The sequence below is a fragment of the Dyadobacter sp. UC 10 genome (genome assembly GCF_008369915.1).
Classification (GTDB): domain Bacteria; phylum Bacteroidota; class Bacteroidia; order Cytophagales; family Spirosomataceae; genus Dyadobacter.
This window is the reverse complement of the sequence record NZ_VSRN01000001.1, coordinates 6,521,815-6,544,045: the sequence shown is the minus strand read 5'-3', so window position 1 is coordinate 6,544,045 and position 22,231 is coordinate 6,521,815. Positions and strand designations below refer to the sequence as shown.

Annotated in this window: 20 protein-coding genes and 1 tRNA gene; 12 read left to right on the top strand and 9 right to left on the bottom strand. The window is 45.6% G+C overall.

All coding sequences use genetic code 11. From position 1 onward, the window contains the following. Window positions 1-156: 156 nt before the first annotated feature. Entirely contained in the window at window positions 157-918 is a 762-nt protein-coding gene (locus tag FXO21_RS26965; protein ID WP_149643001.1) for a 3-keto-disaccharide hydrolase, read from the bottom strand. 236 nt (window positions 919-1,154) lie between these two features. Here FXO21_RS26965 and FXO21_RS26960 point away from each other — a divergent pair, with 236 nt between their 5' ends. The 9 genes from FXO21_RS26960 to FXO21_RS26920 are packed head-to-tail and all read left to right on the top strand — an operon-like array spanning window position 1,155 to window position 10,873. Then, window positions 1,155-1,922, top strand: a complete 768-nt coding sequence (locus tag FXO21_RS26960; RefSeq protein ID WP_149643000.1) for a DeoR/GlpR family DNA-binding transcription regulator — start codon at window positions 1,155-1,157, stop codon at window positions 1,920-1,922. Window positions 1,923-1,981: 59 nt separating this feature from the next. Next, the gene (locus FXO21_RS26955) at window positions 1,982-3,454 is read left to right on the top strand and encodes an L-fucose/L-arabinose isomerase family protein (protein WP_149642999.1); all 1,473 of its coding nucleotides are present in this window, start codon (window positions 1,982-1,984) and stop codon (window positions 3,452-3,454) included. A 2-nt stretch (window positions 3,455-3,456) separates the two neighbouring features. Continuing rightward, a complete protein-coding gene (locus FXO21_RS26950; protein WP_149642998.1) occupies window positions 3,457-4,284 on the top strand; it encodes a transketolase in 828 nt (275 codons plus the stop codon). Between the two features lie 39 nt (window positions 4,285-4,323). Next, the gene (locus tag FXO21_RS26945; RefSeq protein ID WP_149642997.1) at window positions 4,324-5,292 is read left to right on the top strand and encodes a transketolase family protein; all 969 of its coding nucleotides are present in this window, start codon (window positions 4,324-4,326) and stop codon (window positions 5,290-5,292) included. 57 nt (window positions 5,293-5,349) lie between these two features. After that, the gene (locus FXO21_RS26940; protein ID WP_149642996.1) at window positions 5,350-6,756 is read left to right on the top strand and encodes a DUF1593 domain-containing protein; all 1,407 of its coding nucleotides are present in this window, start codon (window positions 5,350-5,352) and stop codon (window positions 6,754-6,756) included. A gap of 22 nt (window positions 6,757-6,778) precedes the next feature. Further along, window positions 6,779-7,729, top strand: a complete 951-nt coding sequence (locus FXO21_RS26935; RefSeq protein WP_149642995.1) for a D-ribose ABC transporter substrate-binding protein — start codon at window positions 6,779-6,781, stop codon at window positions 7,727-7,729. Between the two features lie 2 nt (window positions 7,730-7,731). Beyond that, window positions 7,732-8,379 (top strand): DUF2291 domain-containing protein, encoded by a 648-nt coding sequence (locus FXO21_RS26930; RefSeq protein ID WP_149642994.1) that lies wholly within the window; start codon window positions 7,732-7,734, stop codon window positions 8,377-8,379. 2 nt (window positions 8,380-8,381) lie between these two features. Beyond that, window positions 8,382-9,902 carry a sugar ABC transporter ATP-binding protein gene (locus FXO21_RS26925; RefSeq protein WP_149642993.1) on the top strand — a complete coding sequence of 507 codons (1,521 nt, stop codon included), beginning with the start codon at window positions 8,382-8,384 and terminating at the stop codon, window positions 9,900-9,902. Continuing rightward, the gene (locus tag FXO21_RS26920) at window positions 9,899-10,873 is read left to right on the top strand and encodes an ABC transporter permease (RefSeq protein ID WP_149642992.1); all 975 of its coding nucleotides are present in this window, start codon (window positions 9,899-9,901) and stop codon (window positions 10,871-10,873) included. Before FXO21_RS26925 ends, FXO21_RS26920 begins: the two co-directional genes overlap by 4 nt. Before the next feature lie 3 nt (window positions 10,874-10,876). On the opposite strand, the gene FXO21_RS26915 is transcribed toward FXO21_RS26920, so the two are convergent. Continuing rightward, a complete protein-coding gene (locus FXO21_RS26915; protein ID WP_149642991.1) occupies window positions 10,877-12,217 on the bottom strand; it encodes a WG repeat-containing protein in 1,341 nt (446 codons plus the stop codon). 351 nt (window positions 12,218-12,568) lie between these two features. Here FXO21_RS26915 and FXO21_RS26910 point away from each other — a divergent pair. Next, window positions 12,569-12,641, top strand: a tRNA-Lys gene (locus FXO21_RS26910). A 315-nt stretch (window positions 12,642-12,956) separates the two neighbouring features. On the opposite strand, the gene FXO21_RS26905 is transcribed toward FXO21_RS26910, so the two are convergent. Next, entirely contained in the window at window positions 12,957-13,736 is a 780-nt protein-coding gene (locus tag FXO21_RS26905; protein ID WP_149642990.1) for a hypothetical protein, read from the bottom strand. 363 nt (window positions 13,737-14,099) lie between these two features. Between FXO21_RS26905 and FXO21_RS26900 the strand changes: the two genes are divergently transcribed. Then, a complete protein-coding gene (locus FXO21_RS26900; RefSeq protein WP_149642989.1) occupies window positions 14,100-15,110 on the top strand; it encodes a hypothetical protein in 1,011 nt (336 codons plus the stop codon). Between the two features lie 743 nt (window positions 15,111-15,853). Here the strand turns inward: FXO21_RS26900 and FXO21_RS26890 are convergent. The 5 genes from FXO21_RS26890 to FXO21_RS26865 form a co-directional block, all read right to left on the bottom strand. Beyond that, window positions 15,854-16,381, bottom strand: a complete 528-nt coding sequence (locus FXO21_RS26890; RefSeq protein ID WP_149642988.1) for a GNAT family N-acetyltransferase — start codon at window positions 16,379-16,381, stop codon at window positions 15,854-15,856. A gap of 27 nt (window positions 16,382-16,408) precedes the next feature. Further along, the gene (locus FXO21_RS26885) at window positions 16,409-16,657 is read right to left on the bottom strand and encodes a dihydrofolate reductase family protein (protein WP_409014846.1); all 249 of its coding nucleotides are present in this window, start codon (window positions 16,655-16,657) and stop codon (window positions 16,409-16,411) included. 101 nt (window positions 16,658-16,758) lie between these two features. Next, window positions 16,759-17,634, bottom strand: coding sequence for a lysophospholipid acyltransferase family protein (locus tag FXO21_RS26880; RefSeq protein ID WP_149642987.1), 876 nt, complete (start codon window positions 17,632-17,634; stop codon window positions 16,759-16,761). Window positions 17,635-17,964: 330 nt separating this feature from the next. Next, window positions 17,965-18,900 (bottom strand): DUF6268 family outer membrane beta-barrel protein, encoded by a 936-nt coding sequence (locus FXO21_RS26870; RefSeq protein ID WP_149642985.1) that lies wholly within the window; start codon window positions 18,898-18,900, stop codon window positions 17,965-17,967. Between the two features lie 90 nt (window positions 18,901-18,990). Next, on the bottom strand, window positions 18,991-19,971 hold the full coding sequence (locus FXO21_RS26865) for a helix-turn-helix transcriptional regulator (RefSeq protein ID WP_192579342.1): 981 nt from the start codon (window positions 19,969-19,971) through the stop codon (window positions 18,991-18,993). A gap of 209 nt (window positions 19,972-20,180) precedes the next feature. On the opposite strand from FXO21_RS26865, the gene FXO21_RS26860 reads away from it, so the two are divergent. Continuing rightward, window positions 20,181-20,441 (top strand): helix-turn-helix domain-containing protein, encoded by a 261-nt coding sequence (locus FXO21_RS26860; protein ID WP_192579341.1) that lies wholly within the window; start codon window positions 20,181-20,183, stop codon window positions 20,439-20,441. Window positions 20,442-20,574: 133 nt separating this feature from the next. Here FXO21_RS26860 and FXO21_RS26855 read toward each other — a convergent pair whose 3' ends face one another. Further along, complete coding sequence (locus FXO21_RS26855; protein ID WP_149642982.1) at window positions 20,575-22,203, bottom strand: RagB/SusD family nutrient uptake outer membrane protein; 1,629 nt, start codon at window positions 22,201-22,203, stop codon at window positions 20,575-20,577. Window positions 22,204-22,231 lie beyond the last annotated feature (28 nt).

The following is a 22,231-nucleotide window of genomic DNA, read 5'->3' as shown; positions in this document are numbered from 1 at the left end:
CATACATTGGATATTTACCACTAAATAATCTAATTGCCTTGTGCGAAACAATAACCAAGATAATCTAATTGAAGTTAGGCCTTCAATCTTAAAAATGTTATCGTGGCTAATCGCAACTTGTTTTTTACCGGTTACTGTCAGTTCCTGAACGGCCGATCATAACTCCCTAACCCAGATATTCCGAAAACTAACCCTGCTGCCGTGTTCCTGCAATCGCAGCGGAAGCTTGTCCTCGTGGAAGCTGTACTGCGGATAGCCCTGGTACATCATCGGCCCTTTGAGCTCTACGTGATTAAGAATGAGAACGTTGTTGTGAAAAACCGTCATGTAGGCTGGGGTTTTCAGGGTTTTGTCGGTATTGAAAACGGGGGCTTCAAAAACCACGTCGTAGGTCTGCCAGGTTTGCGGCTTGTTCGCAGCATTCACCAGGGGGGCATGTTGCTTGTAGACGCTTCCTGCCTGGCCATTATAGTAGATTTTGGTCAAATACTGGTACGATTCATAAATCTGCAACTCGTATAACCCCATAAAGAGTACGCCGCTATTGCCGCGGTTCATTTCCTTATCTTCCTTTGGATCAGGTGTTTTCCATTCCAAATGCAGCTGCATACTACCGAATTTTCGTTTCGATTCAATATCGGTTGCTTTCGGGACAATGGTTAATTCTCCCTTTCCTGCTTTCCACCTAATCGCTGAACCGTCGCTGTGCTGCCATTTTTGTGCGTCGGCTTCACTTCCTAAAAGTACGACTGCGTCTGAAGGTGGTGCTTCGGATTGTCCGGGCGTGACTATGGGAGGTTTAACCGACCAATCCTCCGTCGCGGAGGGTGGGGGCAATGTATCCTTACGGGAAGTCTGTCCAAAAGCTGTGATCGAGGCGCTTAATCCGAATGAGAGTAGCAAATATTTAGAAAGCATATTAACCATATTAAATCTGAGACCGTATTGTTGACAATTTAAGAATTAGTAGCATAATAGTGTTGTAATATTTTCACTTATTACTTTTTACTTTCTTTTATTTTCGTAAATTTGCTTTTATAGATTTTAGCTGTGCTGTTTTTTACCGATGACGGTTATATTTCACGGCAGATCTATTAATTGTTTGTTTTCCTTTTATTTTAGCTGAAAAGGAAAACAAATTAATAATGGGAACAATGCTTGCAAACCAAAGAAGGGATAAAATACTAGAGTTGTTAAAAGAAGATGGTTCGGCCAAAGTGATCGATCTGGCCAAGCTTTTCAAAGTCACTGAGGTGACGATCCGGCAGGATCTGGATAAGCTGGAAAAAGACGGTCTGGTGATCAAGGAACACGGCGGGGCATTTTTGAAAAACGTCGAAGACCAGGTTCGCAACTTTTCGCTGGGTAATCAGGAGAATCTCGACAAGAAAGAGCTGATCGCCTCAAAATGCCTGGAATACATTGACAACGGTGACACGATTATCCTGGATTCGGGATCGACCACCACTGAAATTGCCAAGAAACTGCGGGGCGGCAACCGGCACCTGACCGTGATTACGAATGCATTGAATATCGCATTGCTGCTGGGAGCGGAAACGGGCATTGAGGTAATCATGACCGGAGGCGAATTTAAGCCGCCGACCTTATCGCTGACCGGACAAAAAGCTGCCGATTTTTTCAAGGGCCTGAATGTGCAGAAGCTGTTTTTGGCCACAGCCGGACTTTCACTAAAATCAGGACTTACTTATCCGAGTATCAGCGACTTAGTAGTAAAAAAAGCAATGATCGACGCCGCCGATACGACTTACCTGGTAGCGGATTCCACCAAAGTAGGAAAGAGCGCATTTGCCAGCTTGGGGGCACTTTCGCTGATCGATTATATCATCACAGATGCAGGTGTGGAAGACAAGCACAAGCAGCTTTTTCATGACAATGAGATTGAGTTGATAATTGCAGGATAGGGTTGAAGGGAGGAAGGAGGAAAGGAGAAAGGAGGAAGGAAATTTGATTTTGTAAAACCATGAATATGAAAGGTAGTATTGGGGTAATAATTGGTAACCGGGACTTTTTTCCGGACCGGCTGGTTGCGGAGGCCAGGGTGGAGATTATTGATCTTTTCAAAAAGCTTGCTATCCCGGTGGTAATGCTGGATACTGAGGATACTAAATTAGGCGGTGTCGAAACTTTCCAGGATGCGCAAAAGTGTGCTGCATTGTTTCGCGCGCACCGCGACGAAATTATTGGCGTGCTGGTAGTATTGCCCAATTTCGGCGACGAACGCGGCATTGCCGAAACGCTCAAACTTTCCGAACTGAATGTACCGGTTCTGGTCCAGGGTTATCCCGACGATCTGAATAAAATGGACGTGGCGCGCCGGAGAGATTCCTGGTGCGGGAAAATTTCGGCCTGCAACAATCTGTACCAGTTCGGGATCAAATACACGCTTACTACCAAGCACGTCGTGCACCCGCAGGACGCATCTTTTATCAAGGATTTACAGGATTTCGTTGCGGTTTGCCGCGTTACCAAAGGTTTGCGGAATGTACGGATAGGGGCGATAGGAGCCAGGCCGGGCGGTTTTAATACCGTTCGATACAGCGAAAAGATATTGCAGCGGAATGGTATCTCGGTCGTAACCGTGGATCTTTCTGAAATTTTAGGCAGAGCCAATAAACTCACCCGGCACGATACCAGCGTGCAGCAGCATTTACAAAAAATAAGAGATTATGCATCCGTGGGGCGCACGCCGGATGAAGCGTTGTTTCAAATGGCGAAACTCGATGTGGTATTGGCCGAATTCGTTGCGGAAAATGCGCTCGATGCCACGGCAATTCAATGCTGGACTTCCGTGCAGCAGAATTACGGTTGCAATGTGTGTACTTCCATGAGCATTATGAGCGAAAGTATGTCGCCCAGCGGCTGCGAGGTAGACGTGACGGGTACGTTGAGTATGTACGCACTGCAACTTGCCTCCGGGACGCCCAGTGCCCTGGTAGATTGGAACAATAACTACGCCGACGACGATAATAAGTGTGTGCTCTTTCATTGCGGAAACTGGGCCAAATCCTTTTTGCCGGATATCGAAATCAGCACCGCGCCGATCCTGGGTACTTCCGTGGGAGAAGAAAATACTTATGGGGCACTCTCGGGCCGCACGCCTGCCATGCCGCTCACTTTCGGCCGGATCAGTACCGACGATCCGAAGGGTATTATGAAAGCCTATGTTGGCGAAGGCAGGCTGACCGACGATTCGCTGAAAACGTTTGGAAACCGCGCAGTCGCGGAAATTCCGAATCTTCAAAAGTTAATGCATTACATCTGCAACAATGGTTTTGAGCATCATGTAGTAATGAATGCGTCCAAAACAGCCGGCATATTGAAAGAGGCACTGGGCAATTACATGGGCTGGGAAGTGCAGCTTTTCGACGAGCCTGTCCGCGATTCAGTAGGGAACGGCTTTACAAGCAGAGAAATGGTTTCTCAATATCAATAACAATGTCAGAACAGGAGCTTGCACGTAAGTCGGTGGAGTACCGGCGCAAAATACTCAAGTACATCTATCAGGCGAAGGCAGGTCATACGGGCGGGAGTCTTTCCTGTATCGACATTCTGAATGTGCTTTATAACCACATTTTAAATGTGAATGCAGCAGATTTCGCCTCGCCCGACCGCGACCGTTACATTCAGAGTAAAGGGCATACCGTGGAGGCGCTTTACGTGGTACTGGCTTCAAAAGGCTTTTTCCCGGAGTCAGACCTTGACACATTGTGCAGGTACCAGTCGCATTACATTGGTCACCCCACGCGCAAAGTACATGGTGTTGAGCAGAATACGGGCGCATTGGGCCACGGACTTTCGCTGAGCGTGGGTACCGCGATCGCAGGCAAGCTGGATAAAAAGGACTACCGCGTTTTTACATTGCTGGGCGACGGCGAGCTGCCGGAAGGCTCCAACTGGGAAGCCGCCCTGTCGGCTTCACATTATAAGCTGGACAATCTTTGCGCTATTCTGGATAAAAATACATTACAGATCAGCGGCCCTACCAGCGCTGTATGTGATATTGATCCGGTCGACAAGAAATTTGAAGCTTTTGGCTGGGCTGTCCGGCATGTAGACGGACATGATTTTAAGCAGCTGAAAGCCGCCTTTGAGGCGATACCATTTGAAAAAGGAAAGCCTAGCCTGGTAATCGCGCATACAATTAAAGGAAAAGGGATCAGCTATATGGAAGGCCAGCTGAAATGGCACCATGGCGTGCCGAGTACGGAGCAATACGCCGTCGCACTGGAGGAGCTGAATGTAGCTGAGGAAACTATTGCATAACATTTTACCGGATTTTTCGGGACATTAAATGAATTAGGAGTGGAAGCGACCATTGAAAACATTGCTTTAAAAAACGAGGCGAACCTGGAAGTTTTTTCCAAAACACTTCAAAGGCTGGCAGCCGAGGACCGGGATATTATAGTAGTCACAAGCGACTCGCGGGGTTCCGGTAAGCTGGTACCGTTCGGGCAGAAATTTCCGGACCAGATCGTCGAAGTAGGTATTGCGGAGCAAAATCTGGTCGGCGTTTCGGCAGGACTGGCTTCTACCGGTAAGAAGGTTTTTGCTGTCTCTCCCGCTTGTTTTCTTACTGCGCGTGCGTTAGAGCAGATCAAAAACGATGTGGCCTATTCTGACAATCCTGTTAAACTGATCGGTATCAGTGCAGGTGTAAGCTACGGGGCACTGGGTTCAACGCATCACAGTTTGCATGATTTTGCTGTTTTGAGGACGATCAATAATCTTGTGATCGTAGCGCCAGCAGATAATTTTGAAACGGAGCAGGCGATCAGGCTGGCTGCGGAGTCGGATTTTCCTGTTTATTTAAGATTTGGAAAAAAAGCAATGCCGCTGCTTTCGGAAGATGAAAAGACCTTTGAATTCGGCAAAGGCCGGATTGTGAGAGAGGGCGGGGATATCAATATCATTGCTACCGGGGAAACGGTCGCACCGGCATTGCAGGCCGCCGAAAAGCTGGAAAGAGAGTCGGGTATCTCGGCCTCGGTCGTGAGTATGCACACAATCAAGCCGCTGGATTACAATTTGTTAAATAAACTGGCTTTATCGGGCAAACCCATTATTACAGTTGAAGAGCATAGTGTTTACGGAGGTTTGGGTGAGGCTTGTGCATCGTATTTCATGCAGACGGGGCATCGCAATCCATTCAAAATAATCGCCATACCCGATGAATATACCGTCACGGGTTCACAGCAGGAGATATTTGCACATTACGGTATTTCCGAAGAAGGTATCGCTGCATCTGCCCGTAAACTTTGTAAGGGTTTGTGACAGATACCTCTGTCTGAAAAATAGTACCAGTCCATTCTTTCACCGTTTTTCTTTACTATGAAACGGATCAAAAAGCTGATTATCTTTTCGCTACTGGCCTTATCGGTTCCCGGTTTTGGCCAGGGTACTGCCGGAAAAGCACGTGTGCTAGTTTTGACCGATATTGAAAATGAACCCGATGACACGCAGTCGCTGATCCGGTTTCTGACCTATTCGAATCAGTGGGATATCGAAGGGCTCGTCGCGACGACGTCTATTCACCAGCGCGAGCGGGTAGCACCGGAAAAGATCAGGGAGCTGATCCAGGCTTATGGAAAAGTGCGTAACAATCTCTTGCTGCACGAAAAAGGTTACCCTTCAGCCGAGTATTTGTTAGGCATTACAAAGTCTAGCATTCCCGAATTTGGCATGCAGGCGATCGGGGAGGGGAAGGATTCGGAAGGGTCTGAATGGATTATTAAAGTGGTTGATAAAAAGGACGATCGGCCGGTCTGGATTCCGGTTTGGGGTGGGGCTAACTGTCTGGCGCAGGCTCTTTGGAAGGTTCGTAAAACGCGTGCTCCGGAGGATGTTAAAAAGTTTGTTTCCAAAATACGGATGTACACGATCTCGGATCAGGACGATACCGGGCCATGGATCCGTAAGAATTTCCCGGACCTGTTTTATGTGGGCAGTCCGGGCTACCATGCTGCCGGTGCCTACCATTATGCAACCTGGTCGGGCATCAGCGGGGATAAATTTCATGGCCGTTTCGTGGGGGCCAATTTTGAAATCGTAGACAATCCCTGGCTCGACGAGCACGTGAGAAGCCACGGGCCGCTGGGTGCCGAATATCCTTTTACCAAATTCCTGATGGAAGGTGATACGCCTTCGTTTCTGGGTTTGGTTGAAAATGGCCTAAATAACCCCGAACACCCGGAATATGGTGGCTGGGGCGGCAGGTATGAACTTTATACACCGAGAACGTTAAAATATTTTTACGAACCCGAAACCCGACCGATTTACACGGACGCCATGGACGAGGTAAAAGGTTTCGATGGCAATTTCCATACGAGCAATAAAGCCACATTATGGAGATGGCGCGAGGCTTTTCAAAATGATTTTGCCGCGCGAATGGACTGGACGATCAAACCTTTCAAGGAAGCCAATCACCCGCCGAAGGCAGTTTCTAGAAATGGAAATGCGGTCAAAGTCAAAAGTGGAGAAAAGGTAACGCTGAGCGCGGACGGTTCGCAGGATCCTGATGGAAATGCGCTTTCTTACGAATGGATTTATTACCCTGAACCGGGTAGCTATAACTCGAAAGAGCCTTTGGGGATCGTTGACACCAAAGCGGCTTCCACGTCGTTTCCGGCCCCAAAAGTAACGCAGCCGGAAACAATCCATATTATTTTGGCCATAACAGATAACGGAAAACCTGCACTTACCCGCTACCAGCGGGTGATTGTAACGGTTTATCCGTAACAGGTCTACAACCCCAACGCCGATGAAACCAAACCATATATTACTGCCGATTTACATCCTTTTCACACTAGGACTAATCGGTTGTAAAACAGAACAAAGTGAAGAGGAGCCCAAGAAAATGGCTATTGTCGTTTCTACACTGAATAATCCGTGGTTCGTATTTCTTGCGGAACAGGCGCAGTTGAAGGCGAAAGAACTGGGTTATGAATCGAAGGTTTTTGATTCGCAAAACAATACAGCGCAGGAAACGGACCATTTTGAAAATGCGATCGCGTCGGGTTATGATGCGATTTTGTTTAATCCGACCGATGCAGACGGTTCAATCGTGAATGTAAAAAATGCGACTGCGGCTGGTGTGCCCGTATTTTGCATGGACCGCGAAGTGAATGCAAACGGCGCGGCAACTTCACAGATCTTGTCCGACAGCTACTCAGGCTGCGTGGCAATCGGGAAGTACTTTGTTGAGACTTTGAACAAGAAAGGAAAGTATGTAGAGATCCTCGGAATGGTAGGGGATAACAATACCTGGAACCGCTCGAAGGGTTTTCACAGCGTGGTCGACCAGTATCCCGATCTCAAAATGGTCGCTCAGCAGAGTGCTGATTTCGACCGGAATAAAGCAATGGAAGTACTTGAATCCATTTTGCAGGCACAGCCCGATATTGATGCGGTTTTTTGCGGAAACGACGCGATGGCGATGGGCGCTTATCAGGCTTTGGTCGCTGCGGGGAAAGCGGAACATGTTAAGGTGTTCGGTTTTGACGGTGCCGAAGATGTGGTCAAGTCGATTCAGGATGGAAAGATTATGGCGACCGGTATGCAGTTCCCGATCGTCATGGCGCAAACTGCCGCAACTTTTGCCGATCAGTACTTCAAAGGTGAACGCAAATTTCCGAAAAAGATGCCGGTTGCAGTGGAACTCGTGAAGCGTGACAATATTGAAAACTACGCAGCTTACGGTAAAGAAGACTGACTATGAAAAAAGCGTTCAGATACTTGCTGTTCCTGGTGATCATTGCATTCGTGGCTTACAATTCTGTCTATTTCAAAAAGCTCGACGAGGTCAATGCGGGAACAGATTCATTTAACGGACGAAAGTTTGCGACGAAATTCTGGACTGAGAAACTGGAACCGGCACTGGCGAATGCGCCAGAAGCAGCACAGCTTTTTGATCTCCTGAAAGCAAACAGGGAACAGGCATTTTCCCGGTTTGGGAAGTCGATGAGCATCGGAAACATCAAGTACTTTCTGGTAAAAGGGACTGGAAAAATCCAGTCCGTGGAAGAGAACAGGATTGTGATTTTAGTGCGTACCAGGTCGGGCGAAAAGCCGGTTACGATTGCTACCGAGTACATTTTCGGGAATGCGGTGCGCGATGCTTCGGGGCAGATCGATATCAATGATTTTGCCAATTCTTCCGATCTCAACGCCATCTCTGCCGAGCTGAACCAGATTATCCGCGACAAGGTGCTTCCCCCTTTTCTTGCCAAAGTAAAAAAAGGCGATGAAGTGACATTTTCCGGAGCTGTGGAACTCAATCAAAAATACCCTGACCTGGTGAATATCGAGATTATTCCCATTCGTCTGGGGTTCAATACATCCTTAGAAACCAAACCGGAATAGTCGTGCTGACCGCAGAGAACATTACCAAGAAATTCCCCGGCGTCGTGGCTTTGGAAAACGTCAATCTGACGCTGGAAGCGGGAAAAGTGACTGCCTTGATCGGTGAAAACGGCGCGGGCAAATCGACGCTGATGAAGATACTTTCAGGCGTTTATGCGGATTATGAAGGCCGTATTCTCTGGAAGAATAACCTGGTGAAGTTTCAAAATCCAAAAGAAGCGCAGCAGCACGGAATAGCGATCATTCATCAGGAGCTGAACCTGATACCTTATCTCACCATCACCGAAAATATTTTTCTCGGTCGCGAAATACTCACGCAATACGGCACGCTCGATAAGAACAAAATGCGGCGAAAAGCCCAGGAACTGCTCGACAGGCTGAAACTGAAAGTGGCCCCCGATGCGCGCGTCGCGAACCTGAAAGTAGGCCAGCAGCAGATCGTGGAAATTGCGAAAGCATTGCTTACGGAGGCGGAGCTGATCATTATGGACGAGCCTACTTCGGCGATCACCGGTAGTGAAGTGGAAGTTTTGTTCGGGATTATTGATGAATTAAGGGCTGAAAACAAGGCGATCGTCTACGTGTCGCACAAGCTGGACGAGCTGTTCCGGATCGCCGATCATTTTGTGGTTTTGAGGGATGGGAAATCTGTTGAATCGGGGCGGATGAAAGATATTGACCAGGATTTGCTGATTACAAAAATGGTCGGAAGAAAGATTGAAGTAATGCGGAAAAAGCAGTCGACGACTGCGACGGACGTTTTGCTGGAAATAGAAAACCTATCATTACAGCATGCATTGCGCAAAAATGAGCGGATTTTAAAGGATATCAGTTTTCAGGTCCGCTCTGGCGAGATCGTCGGGATTTTTGGTTTGATGGGGGCGGGGCGGACAGAGTTACTTGAAACCATTTTTGGCCTGCATGCGTCGCGTTCGCACGGTACCATCCGTGTGGAAGGAAATGCATTATCCATTTCGAACCCTGCCCAGGCGATTGCTGCCGGCCTGGCGCTGGTGCCGGAAGACCGGAAAAAGGACGGGCTGATTTTGGGAATGGATGTAAAAACGAATATCTGCCTGACCACGCTTGCCGACCTGGAAAATATGGGTGTGTCGAGTGAAAACAAAGAAGCTGCGCTCACTGACAAATATATTGGCGAACTGAAAATTAAAACACCTTCCGGAAGTCAGCAGGCAAAAAATCTGAGCGGCGGTAACCAGCAGAAAATCGTGCTCGCGAAGTGGCTGGCCACGAAACCGAAGCTGCTTCTACTCGACGAACCGACGCGCGGAATTGATATCCATGCAAAAAGTGAAATTTATAAACTGATCATTCAACTGGCAGATAATGGTCTGGGAATCATCGTGGTATCTTCCGAATTGCCGGAGATACTGGCGGTTTCGGATCGCGTTCTGGTGATGGCAGAGGGCGTGCTCACTGCCGAATTTACTGCCGCCGAAGCAACCGAAGACCTGATCCTGAAAGCGGCGATCCCGCATTCCATCTACGAAAAGCAATTATGAACCTGGCATTAGATAAAGATAAATTACTTCGTTTTCAGTCGCTAATCGCGCTTTTTTTACTTTGTGTCGGCCTGAGTATTTTATCAGATAAGTTTCTGAGCGTTTCCAACTTATGGAACGTCATGCGACAGATTTCCGTCAATATCTGCATTTCAACCGGAATGACATTGATCGTACTGACGGCCGGGATCGATCTTTCCGTAGGCTCGGTACTGGCACTCTGCGGTGCGATCACTGCGGGTCTGCTAAAAAGTGGCATTGAAATTCCAAGTGATAATCTGTACATCGGCTTCACGGTTTTGGGAGCGTCACTTGCAGGTATCCTCACAGGTTCCGCGTTAGGCGCCCTCAATGGTTGGACGATCACCAAATTTAGAGTACCGCCTTTCGTGGCCACGCTCGCCATGCTCACAGTCGCCCGCGGATTTACCATGTTGTGGACCAAAGGTTTTCCGATCAGCGGGCTTGGAGATACGTTTTTGTACCTGGGTACCGGCTGGTTTCTGGGCGTTCCCGTGCCGGTATGGATCTCCGCGCTGATCGTTATGCTCGCTGTTTTTCTGACGACCAAAACAAGGCTGGGCAAGTATATTTATGCAATTGGAGGTAATGAAAGTGCTTCCCGACTTTCGGGTATTCAGGTTAACAGGGTTAAAATCATTGTGTATACAATCGGCGGGGCACTCGCTGCGGTCGGTGGTCTACTGGTTACTTCACGACTGGATTCTGCCCAGCCGAATGCGGGTGTCAGCTATGAACTCGATTCGATTGCGGCCGTGGTAATAGGAGGGACTTCGCTCTCAGGCGGTCGCGGTAGTGTGCTCGGCACGGTTCAGGGCGCGCTGATTATTGGGGTGTTAAATAACGGGCTTGTGTTGCTGAACGTATCCCCGTTCTGGCAGCAGGTAGTCAAAGGGCTGGTGATATTGCTCGCCGTAATCATCGACAAGGCTAATTCAAAAAACGACTGATTGCTACTTTTTAAAGCGCGCAAACAGCTTTTTGCCTTCAAACCTTTTGAACAAATAACTGTTGATCCGGATGAAAATTAGCAGGGCTATTAGTATAAAAACAGCATTAAGTTTATAAGAGAAACCTACAAAAGTTTCCTCGCCGTCCATTGCCAACTCATAACGCAACCACGTGCGTTCAGCAGTTGTAGTAGTTTCGTCAAATGGCAAAGCTTCGTCATAAATCGGCTCGACTATATACTTTCCGGTTGTGTCAATGTAACCGTACTTGTCCTCAATCCGCACCATTGAAATGCCGTGGTTATAGTAAGAAGCAAAATCGTATTTGAGCGGCGTGCGGATTCGGCCTTTTTTATCAATATGGCCGAATTTCCCGTTGATTGCTACTGCCGAGCGGTCTTCACTGGTAAAGCCGGTCGCTTCGTCGTAAAGGAAATTGATCCTGACCTTGCCCGTCTTGTCAATGCAGCCCCATTTGTTATTCTTTTTTACCCAAAATAACCCTGCGGTCGGCTTGCGGGTATCGGTGTATTCGAAGGGTACGATGAGGTCGCCGGTGTACGGACTAATATACCCGAACTTGTCGCCGTACTGCACCCGCTCCATTCCCTGACCGGAAAATTTGTAGGTAGGATCAATATCATCCAGTGCAACCGGGACGCGAAGGATCATATTTTTATCAATAATCCCGTATTTGCCGCCGAAATTGAAGTGATAAATATGCTGTGATTTCTTGATCTCACGAACGTTAAACTTGCTGAAATTCCAGTTGAGGATAAACATATCACGGTTTTTCCACCAGATAATATCTTCCCGGGTATCGCGGTTACAGATGTGATTCTGTTCAGCCGCCGCTATGAGAAAATCGTTTTTATAATGCCGGATCGGGATTTTATAAAGGGTATTTCCTTTGGTATCAATGTAAGAAAGGCCGAATTGCTTGCCTACGGGATAAATAACCCAGGTTTTGCCATCGACGAACTTGTCGGTCCCGGCATAAACAGGCGGCACGACCACCTTGCCCTGTCTGTCAATAAATCCATGCAGCCCTTTACCGTCGGGGCCGAGCTCCATGGGCACAAATTCCGCCAGTCCGTCAGAGAAATCGCCGATATCCCTCAGGGCCGGAGTCAACTTGTTGCCGTTCTGGTCGGTCAGGAAAGTTTCATACGTGCGGCAGGGTACCGCCACTTTTTTGACGACATAAACTCCGTCGTATTCACGATGTTCAGTATACGCTTGCAGCCAGGGCCTGGGATTCTCAGCATTGTTTTGGGCTGAGGAGGGATTGAAATTCAGGACAAAAAAAAGGAACGCGAAACACCTTGCAGCCAAAGAAAACATTTACGAAATCGGTTTTAAAACAGGGTCTTGTTAATTCCATGCCAGCTAATATAGCCAATAGGCGGTTTTCAGGCTAATTTTTCAGCCTCTTGTCTTCGCTTATTTGCCTCAATTTTCTTCGAAACTCCTCCTTAATTAAAACGAGCCGGCATTTTTCCTACGCGACGGAAAAAGTTTATTTGTTTTGCGCGCGGCATTAATCGTCACGGAAACAAGTGCTTAACAAAAATCTTAATAATTTCTTCACAAATCTATTTTGAAAAATTTGTTTCGTACAATTTTACTAATACTTTTGCACCACAATCAACGACAAGGCTTGGGTTTGTACAAGAAATCAAGTTGAAAGTAAATGATTCCGTAGCTCAGCTGGTAGAGCAATACACTTTTAATGTATGGGTCCTGGGTTCGAATCCCAGCGGGATCACTGAAAGCGCCTCAAAGGGCGCTTTTTTCGTTTAAAAACGTCATTTTTTAACTGTTTTCGAAGATAAGCAAGTCATTCTAATTCAATCCAGATCAAAGCATTCGGTAACCTATTCGGTAACCTGCTTTGCTTACTAAATTAGGTTACCGAATGGACATGTTTGACAGAGGCGATTTTGACCAAGGTTTCTCAAACATCAATGTTTTTCTAACCTTAAATTGTGTATAATGGCCTGAATTATCTTATAGCAAATGTGGCTGCGGAGTTGCCGATTGCTAAAGATTGTACTTGTCTTCTTATGAAAGTTTAAAAAAATTAGAAAGGTTTGGGCGGTATGTATGGGGGCGTCATTTTATGTCTTGCATCAAACTCCAAGTATTTTTCTGGATCATCGACAGGCTTTCCATTCCTGGTGTAAGAGAGTGAAACGAGTTCGAAGCTATTGTTATTAATCCGAAATTTCAAATGCATATCATAGAAGTTAGCATTCCAAATAACTTCCAACTTATATTCAAACCGGGTATTACTGTTCACCCTTTTCGAATAGAACATCTCCTCCTTTTCTATTAATAGTGGACTTATTACAGTTGGATTTTCGTAAATTGGTGTATCACCATAGTCGTTTCCATACATACCCCCTGGCGGCGATAAATCCTGAACTTTAATTTTCACTGTGCTAATTGGCACTCGTCCTTTATTGAGAGCATAAAACTTGATATAATTTGGATGAGCAGGAGATAACAGGCCTTTAAAAATTTCTAGTTTTATCACGGGCATGTTATTCCCCCCAGTCACAAACTCATTTAACTGTTCCTGTAATTCAACCGTCTTTGCTTGGCTACTTATTAGCAAGTCATTTTTCCTATTCAACTCTTCCTGCTTCGCTTCCTGTTTGATCTGGTTTTTTTCCTGAAGGGTAATTATAGCGTCAGATTTAAGTAAAAGTTGTCTGTTAAGATCTCCAATTTCTTTCTCTTTTACAGCATCATCTTTTGCTTCTTTGATTTCTTTCAGTACTGTCAGAAGTGCGATACCAGCTGCGAAGACGCCTATGAGGATAGAGAACATGTAAGCTTTGAGGGTTTTAAATAGCATGAGAACTACTTTTTGATACTAACATAGTGAGAGTAGTACCACTCGGCCATACGTTTTAAATTAATTTCAAAAGGCCCTTCATCGTCGGATTTAACCTCCGGAACCTCTAAAATATAGGTACTTGCCGTCTTACTTGAATATTCCTGCTTGGTGAGCATCAAATTGCAAAAGGTTGGAATAATACGAGAACAACCCAATGACTGTAAGTGAGACAGCGTGTCTTAAGAACAAATTGACATTCATTGGGAATGGTAATGGAATTATACACTAAGTTATAACTTCTTGTTACCACAAATACACTAAAATAATCTACATTTAGAAGTTACACCTTTTCTATCGTCAACCAGCTAAATACTATCATCAATGAGGCATCTCGTAACACTTCTTACAGTCATAATATCCGTCGCGTTGGGAAGTTGCAAAAAGGAAGACGATAAAATTCCAAAGGGTCCGGACGTGTATATAGCTGGCTATCAGTTCAACGGATCAAAGGAAGTCGCCATGTACTGGAAGAATGGGGTAGCCACGGCTTTAACAAAAGGGGTTACAAGTGCCAGAGCTATGGCCATAGCAGTAGTGGGTAATGATGTATTTGTAGCTGGATACGAGCGGGTTGGAGATAGTATAGTCCCTATTTATTGGAAAAACGGGATACAAGCAAACCTTCCGAGTAAAGACGATGTGGCTTATGCAACATCGATCGCAGTAGCCGGGCAAGATGTTCATATAGGGGGACACCAATATTCGGCACCGGGATACCATACCGCTGTATACTGGAAAAATGGCGTGGCTAACGAACTAACCGATGGGAAAAACAAATCTTCCACTTCTTCCATATCTGTCGTAGACAACGATGTGTATATATCAGGCAGTGAGTTTACCGGCACGAATAGCCGTGCCATGGTGTGGAAAAACGGCGTTCCACTTCCGCTGAATATCGATAGCAACGAATCCTATGGAGTGGAACTCGCCGTTTCCGGCGGGGATGTTTACCTGGCTGGCTTTCAAGATGTCGCCGGAACATTTGCAGCCAGATATTGGAAAAATGGAGAATCGAAAGCGCTCCCGGACGGAAGGCACATTTCTCAGGCCCGGGCAATCGCTGTTTCGGGTTCAGATGTCTACTGTTCGGGCTATGACAACAAGGGGGCCAAAGACATCGCTACGTGTTGGAAGAACGGCGTGCCTGGCTATCTCACCGACGGTATCTACGATGCATTTACGGTGGCGATCGCAGTTGCAGGAGACGACACCTATATTGTCGGTTGGGAATACCAGGAACCCAACTTCATCCCTATCCTTTGGAAGAATCAGGAAAGGATTGTTTTTCCACATAAATCGATGCTTACCGATGTGTTTTTAGCAAATCCATGAGGAAGCAAGAAATGTGCAAGCTCGAATGACAAACCATCAAATGAAGTACTATTTAGGCGGGTATTATCTGGCAAAGCTTGCCCCGGTAAATTTTGGTAGTTACAGCAATGCCATGATTTATACTTGTAGTAACTGTATTAATGATCATTTAGTCGACGTATGTTCGTACACTTGGGCCACAGGAAACGATGAGCGGGCCGTAGAGGCAAAGGGATTCATAAAAATAGATGCAAATCAATCTGAGTTAATACGAAAGTCTCGATTATAGTGTATAGTTTTTTGATAAGAAATCAACCTTTCCTAACTGGCGGCCCATTCACATTAAAGTCTCACGCGGAAGAGTTTAATAAATTTTCTATTTTTGAACCAATTGCAAGCCAACCACCACAATTTGCTGAGTGACAAGGTGAGTACAGGATTTCGCAGGACACAACCACTTGATAAGCAATTTGTTACTACAAAACATATGATCCCAGCGGGATCACAAAAAGCGCCTCAAATTCACTGCCCCCGCATAACGGACGCATTCCTCTCGGATCATTCAACGAATAGGCAGTCGACTCCCAGCGGAAGGTTGTCCCACGCGTGAGAACAGCAGGCGGAGAGGCGAATAGATATCCGTAATGGTTCCGGCGGTCGAGCGGGAATTGCCGCCCAGGCGCTTTTTGTCCATCACAATGACCGTGGAAAGATTTTTCAGCCTGTCTGCTTCATGAAATCATATGAATGGTCTTGGGCAGACTTTAAAAAAGATCAGTCTGTGTGATCCTGTAATAATGGGTGGCATACCCGAACTCGTCATCTTGCTGATACAAAAAACTAAAACCCAGTTTGCTCAGAACCTTACCGGAGGCTTTATTTTCCGGGTCGATAGACGCATAAATTTCGCGGAGCTTTAAAGTATTCAGTCCAAATTCAAGCATTTTAGCGCTGGCTTCGGTTGCAAGTCCCAGGTTCCAGTATTGCTTCTTCAACGCGTAGATCAATTCGATTTTATCGATATGTTTTGAATACACAAGTCCGCAATATCCAATCAGCTCATCGTTCAGCTTAGACACAATCGCATAGTTGCCAAACCCCTTGCTTTTGTAATTGTTTTTAGTGACGAATACCCATTCTTTGACCTGTTCAATGGTCAAAGGTTTGCCGTCACCTATAAACCGCATCAAATCCTGATCACTGCAAATCGTATGCAATCCCATTAGGTCTTCCATATTAAACTCCCTGATGTACAACCTTGGCGTTTCGACAATTAATCGTATCTCATCCATAGATTTAAATTAACCAATGCAGAAATATTATTTGGAACTATAAACAAGCTGAACAACACCCGATTTGTAGACATTTGTTCTTATCAAACTCAGATTTAACGGGGTTTTTAGGTCTTCAAACAAAGGTTTCCCGTTTCCGATTGCAACTGGGTGAAGAGATATCTGATATATATCAATCAGGTCTGATTGTATAAATGACTTGATTAAGCTTGACCCACCATACAGCCAGATGTCTTTTCCATCTTCGTTTTGGATTTTAGACACAGTTTGGAGAATATCTGATTTGATAAAGTCCTGCGCGCTTTGAGTAGCAAGCGCTTCAAACTCAATCTTAGGATTAACTGTTTGTGATTAGGCTGGTGGGATTGTTATGCGCATTACTTCTTCCATCTTCTATGCGTCCACAGCCATGAAGAAGGGTTCTCTCTAATGCCTTCGGCGAGTAATTCAGCGTACTTCCTAGTGACTTCGCCAGCATCTGTTGATGCAGCGTTTTGACAGATGGTTTTGCATTTGATATAGTATCCTCCCCTGGATAAGCCCGTTACATGCAAATACACTACAGCGGACTGATTCAATCGAGCTAATTTTTCCATCCCGGAGAAAAAGTATGTCTCCTGGTGCAGGAAATCAAATTTGTAACGATTATCCAGTACAGAGGGGCATTGGTCTGCTAAAAAAAGATATATCGCAGGACCCGATTTCTTTGAGAGGATGTGGCGCGTAACGGATGCGTCGGATATTAACCTCATCCCAAAGCGCGAACGGACTCTTTTCATCAGGCTATCAATAATCGGAGATTTTAAGGGTTTGTAAACCGCATAAACCGGGTGTGGTGTATTACTACTCATCAGGTTCAGAACCTCCCAATTCGCACAATGCCCCAGGCAAACTATCACGTCTTGCCCCGCGGAAATATACTGATCTAAAATTTCGATATTCTCAAAAACCAGGTTTTGATTCAAAGTATCAACCGGGGCCGAAATAGCTTTGATATTTTCTACGAGGTATGATGCAAAGTGCTTGTAAAATTTTTTTGTGATATGCTGTATCTCAGTATATTTCTTTTCAGGGAAAGAGCGTGAAATATTTTGGATTGCTACCAATCTGCGATATCCGACAACATAAAATGAAAAATAGAATATTGCAGAAGATATTCCGTACAGCAGCTTCATAGGAAGCAAACTGATAAAAAAGAGTATTGCGTAACACAGCTCATACGCAACGAGCTGTGTTACTTTCTTTGTGATCATAGGCAAAATGTATTTTTGAAATTTTGACTGGCCTCAATGAAGATTGGACGTGTACCCAGGCCTTTGGGAGCACGAAAAATGTCACTCAACTAACTCCTCACACATGAAACCGTCATCGTTCAGAATCCTGAAAATCAAACCGGATATCTCCACTGAACTTTCAATCCGAAGTATTTTGTCGCAGTCATTTAAATCGAAACTCCAACTTTCGATAGGATCGAGCTTGTCAAGTGACACACTCAGTTTTCTGACTGCCGCTTTAGTTTTTACTGAGGTTTTGAATACGCTCACCATAAGGTAACAAACATTAATCGGACTTCTGGAAACATGTTACTTTTTAAAAGGGCGATACTTAATTCCAAGACCATAGATGAGATTTGTTCCCAAACCGTGATATGGATATTCGGTAAACATTTCGGATATTTTTTTCTCTCCGTAGGCATATCGGCGCAGTGCTGTAAAACCAACACTTGGAATGATCTCAAAATCTCCAACCTGAAATGCAGATGAAAGCGTGAATGGCAATTGCCAGAAACTCATCAATCGGTTGGTTCTTTCTCGGTTGGGTGTGACGTCGTAGGATACTACCTCCGGTTGAAATGCGAGGGATAAATTCAACTTGCTGTAAGCAGCATAGCTTATTCCCACGTAGTGTGCAATTCCGGGGGATTTGTCAGGGGTGCGGATATCCAGCCTGAATTTGCCACCCATTTTCCAATCGACTGTCAAGGCGGGCCATGGCATAAATCCTCCCAGATTATTGTGGACGAGGGCCCCGAAGCCCAGACTGAAATTGGGCGTGAACTCCCGGCTCAACACAGCACCTCCTGCCAGGAAAATATCATTCTTATCTATTTTCTTAAAATCGGTGTTGAGCGCTGTATTAAAAAATACATTGTATGCCCATTTTTGATTGATCGTGGAATAATAATACAGTCCAACATTCGTGCAGTAGAGATCCGTGGGTAAAATCAATTCATTGTACCCATTTCTGGAAAAATTCGTGTATCGAAATTGCACATTCGACCCAAACGATCTTATCCGGTTTAAAGAATCGACCCCGGTATAGAAGTTAATTTGAGCTGCGGCATTTATTTCAGATTGTACGGCTTTTCCTGGCTTTGAGGAACTATCAGCCGGTGGTAAATACTTAGATGTCGGATTATACCTTCCGGAGATCTCGATTTGCGAAATCTGTGCATAACATGTCAGGTTATTAGCAATGAGCAAGGCCATGGCAGCTTGCAGGAATTTAGTTGTTTTCATCTTTCGTTTTTTATTGCAAATAAATCCTGCTGCCAAGACTAACTGTTTCAAATGCGGTAGTATGGTTTTCGAAAAATGAAAATGGATGACCTAACGTAATTGACTGGGAGGAACTCCGTAGCGGTTTTTAAAAGCGTCGCTAAAATGGCTGATTGATGCAAACCCGGTCTGGTAGGCGATGTCGGTCAATGAACTGTTTCCCTTATTGATTTCATGATAGGCCTGAACAAGTCGTTCTTCCCTCAGGTAACTGAAAACAGACTGGCCGAAAAGTGCCTTGAAGCCAGTTTTTAACTTAAATACATTGATTCCGACCTCAAAGGAGATGGATTCTAATGTTGGCGTAAATGACAGATCCGATAGGATGTATTCCCTTGCCTGATTTATTCGTTTTATGTCCCCATCGCTAAGCTTCGATACGACGGCATTTTGCGGGCTGTCTTCAATCTGGGCGATTTGTAGGGAAAGTAGTTCCAGAATCTTTGATTCAGTCGACAACCGGAGTGACGCGGTGTTGTAGACGTTGGAATCGAATGAGCTCAATAGCCGAAGCATTGGCAATGATATCGACAGGTTATTGGAGGCGACAAACGCATTAGCCTTGTCTCTATCGATCCTGGTCGCCATTCGGTCAATAGAGGCGCTTCCCCCCTCAGCGAGTTTAAAAAAATATTCCGGCGGAAAATTGACTGTTGTGAGGTTTATCTGCTGATCAGGTAAAAACAGGGTTTCCTCCGTTTTTTGCGAGTTAATGATCAGATTGTGATGCAGGTTTCCGATTTCCCTGAACGAACTATCCTGTTGCTTTACCTGGATACTTCCTTTTTCTAAGAACAACATTCCTACCATAGCGGGAGCGGCATAGGTTTTCAGACTTACCTGTTCTTTTACATCTATCTTGTGAACAGCCAGTTGAATTTCACCTGCTTTTATTTCTGTGACGTCGCTTGTCCAGTATTTTTGAACGATTGAATAGGAGCTTTTACGGTATGAAGGCCCTGTTTCGTCAGGAAGCCCCAAAGTACTCGCTTGTACTACTTCCTTGTGTTTATTGAATACCTCTATTTTCATGAAAGTACGGAGTTGATCTTGGACCTTTTTGTCATGATCAGTCAATACATTGACTATTGCTCTCATGACAACTGAAAGTGCCCCTACACTATTTTTTAAGAAGTTTTTTCAAACACCGCGCATTTTAGATTCTCTTCTTCCGCGTTGATGGTAGTTCCTGCTGCGTTGCCGCCAGGTAACTTTTGACCCACACCTTTGGATTGGTATATTTGTCTAAACTGGATTTGATAGACCAGATGGTGAAGCAATCAGAGGCTAATGAAATTTCTTCCCTGCAGCGTTTTGAGATCAATTTGAGTACTGTCGGACTCACTGTCAGGGAAAAGGAAATCGTTCGATTGATCGGGGTCGGTAGGACTTACAGGCTAATAGCTGATGCGCTTTATATTTCTGAACGTATTGAAAGCAGGCATATCCAAAAGGAGTTTGCTTACAAAAACCATATGAACGGAATCCGGAACTCTGGCTGACCAGCTTTTTAATGTAGAGATGCACGTTATTTGCTATATCAACCCATTCTCACAAAACTTTGTATTTTCTATTAAAGCATTACCGGTGAAGGCAAAGACTTCACCGGTAATGCTCAGCACATATTTACTTGTCTTAGTATCCAGGATTTTGTCTTATTCCCGAGTTATTATTGATTTCGTTTTGGGGGATAGGCCAAAGGTAATCCCGGTTTTCGATAAAAATCCGGTCCTCCACTCTTACGCGTTCCTTAGCCTGCGGATCGAAAGCTCCGAAGACGGGACCATCAAGTACCTCTTTTCCGATTTGCCACCTTCTGATGTCGTGAATTCGAGTCCCCTCCAGCGCAAGCTCGACCATCCGTTCCCTCCTGTACAGGCCTCTTAACTTGTTCTGAGAATTATATTTGGTAGCATTGTAATCCGGCAATCCCGCGCGGTTACGAATCTGATTGAGATAGGTCTTGACATCGGCATGTTGCCATTGTCCTGACTCCACCAGTGCCTCTACATAGCTAAGCATCATTTCAGCATAGCGGATCACAATATAGTTGAGATTCCCGCTCCCGTACTGCGCTGTTCTGTCTTGTTCGGTCATGTATTTTTTGACGAGATAGCCAGAAACATTGGCTGAATTGTAACCTACTCTGGTGGTATTCCCTGTCGTGGCAGTAAAGGGTTCGTATACGATTCCGGCTATCAGTGTGTTCCCGGGAAGCAGTACCGTCTGGGCTAATCTCGGATCTCTCTTATTCTGATAATTAGGCTCTTTTACATAAAGTAAACGTTCCGCTTCGGGCATCTCATCCAACGTTCTGCCATCCAGGGTTTCGTAGGCATCCACCAATGCTGCGGTCACACTGATCGTAGCCTGCCCACCCTGAACACTAGCCGGTCCCATACGCCCCATAATGCCCTTATTGCCTCTGGGTTTGATCCAGATCCGTTCCTTGTTTGTAAGGCCGGTATAGTTAAAAACATCCTCATATTTTCCCTTGTGCAGTTCGAATGCTTTGAGGTCCCGGAGCTTTCCAAACGATTCGATTACCTTGTCATAATTCTTCACCGCCAGGTAAAGCTGCACCTGCAAGGCATAGCAAACGCCTTTTGACATCCGGAATAATTCTGCTTCGGAATACGAGACAGGAAGGTCGGCTGCGGCTGTTTCTAATTCCCTTGCGACGAAGTTGACGATTTCTTCGGTCGTATTGCGAGGGAGATTTTTAGCATCCGGATCGGCGAATTCAATTGCGCGGTCCACAATAGGAATCTCACCGAAATACTGAAACAATTGCAGGTGAGAATAGGCGCGCAGGGCTCTTGCCTCGGCTGCAAATCGTTTTTTCAAAACCGTATCTGCCACATACACTCGCTCGTAATTTGCGAGGATTCTTGAGCAGTCCCTGATATTGGCGTAGTTGAAGCGATACATATCGGCTATATAGCCGTCTGCTGGTGTCAACTGATTGGTCACAAATTGCTGCCAGGAGCCAAAGTTGCCGCGAAATACTCCTTCATCAGTTATCCCGGCCATTTGCATCTTCGAATTAGCCTGGAAAGTCCCGCCGTCGGTAATCAACGCGCCTGCTGGTATGGCATTCATATAAACGGCATTGAGGTAATCGACCAGGTTGTTTTGCGTGCGCCACCAAAGGTCATCGGTTGTCGCAGTAGGATTATCTCTTTCCAGGAATTCGCTGCAGCCTGAAAGGATCAGCAGGGGAAGGATGAGCAGTATAGCGCGATGTGTTAAAATCGATTTCATATTTTTCTCCGTTTGTTTGATTGGATGA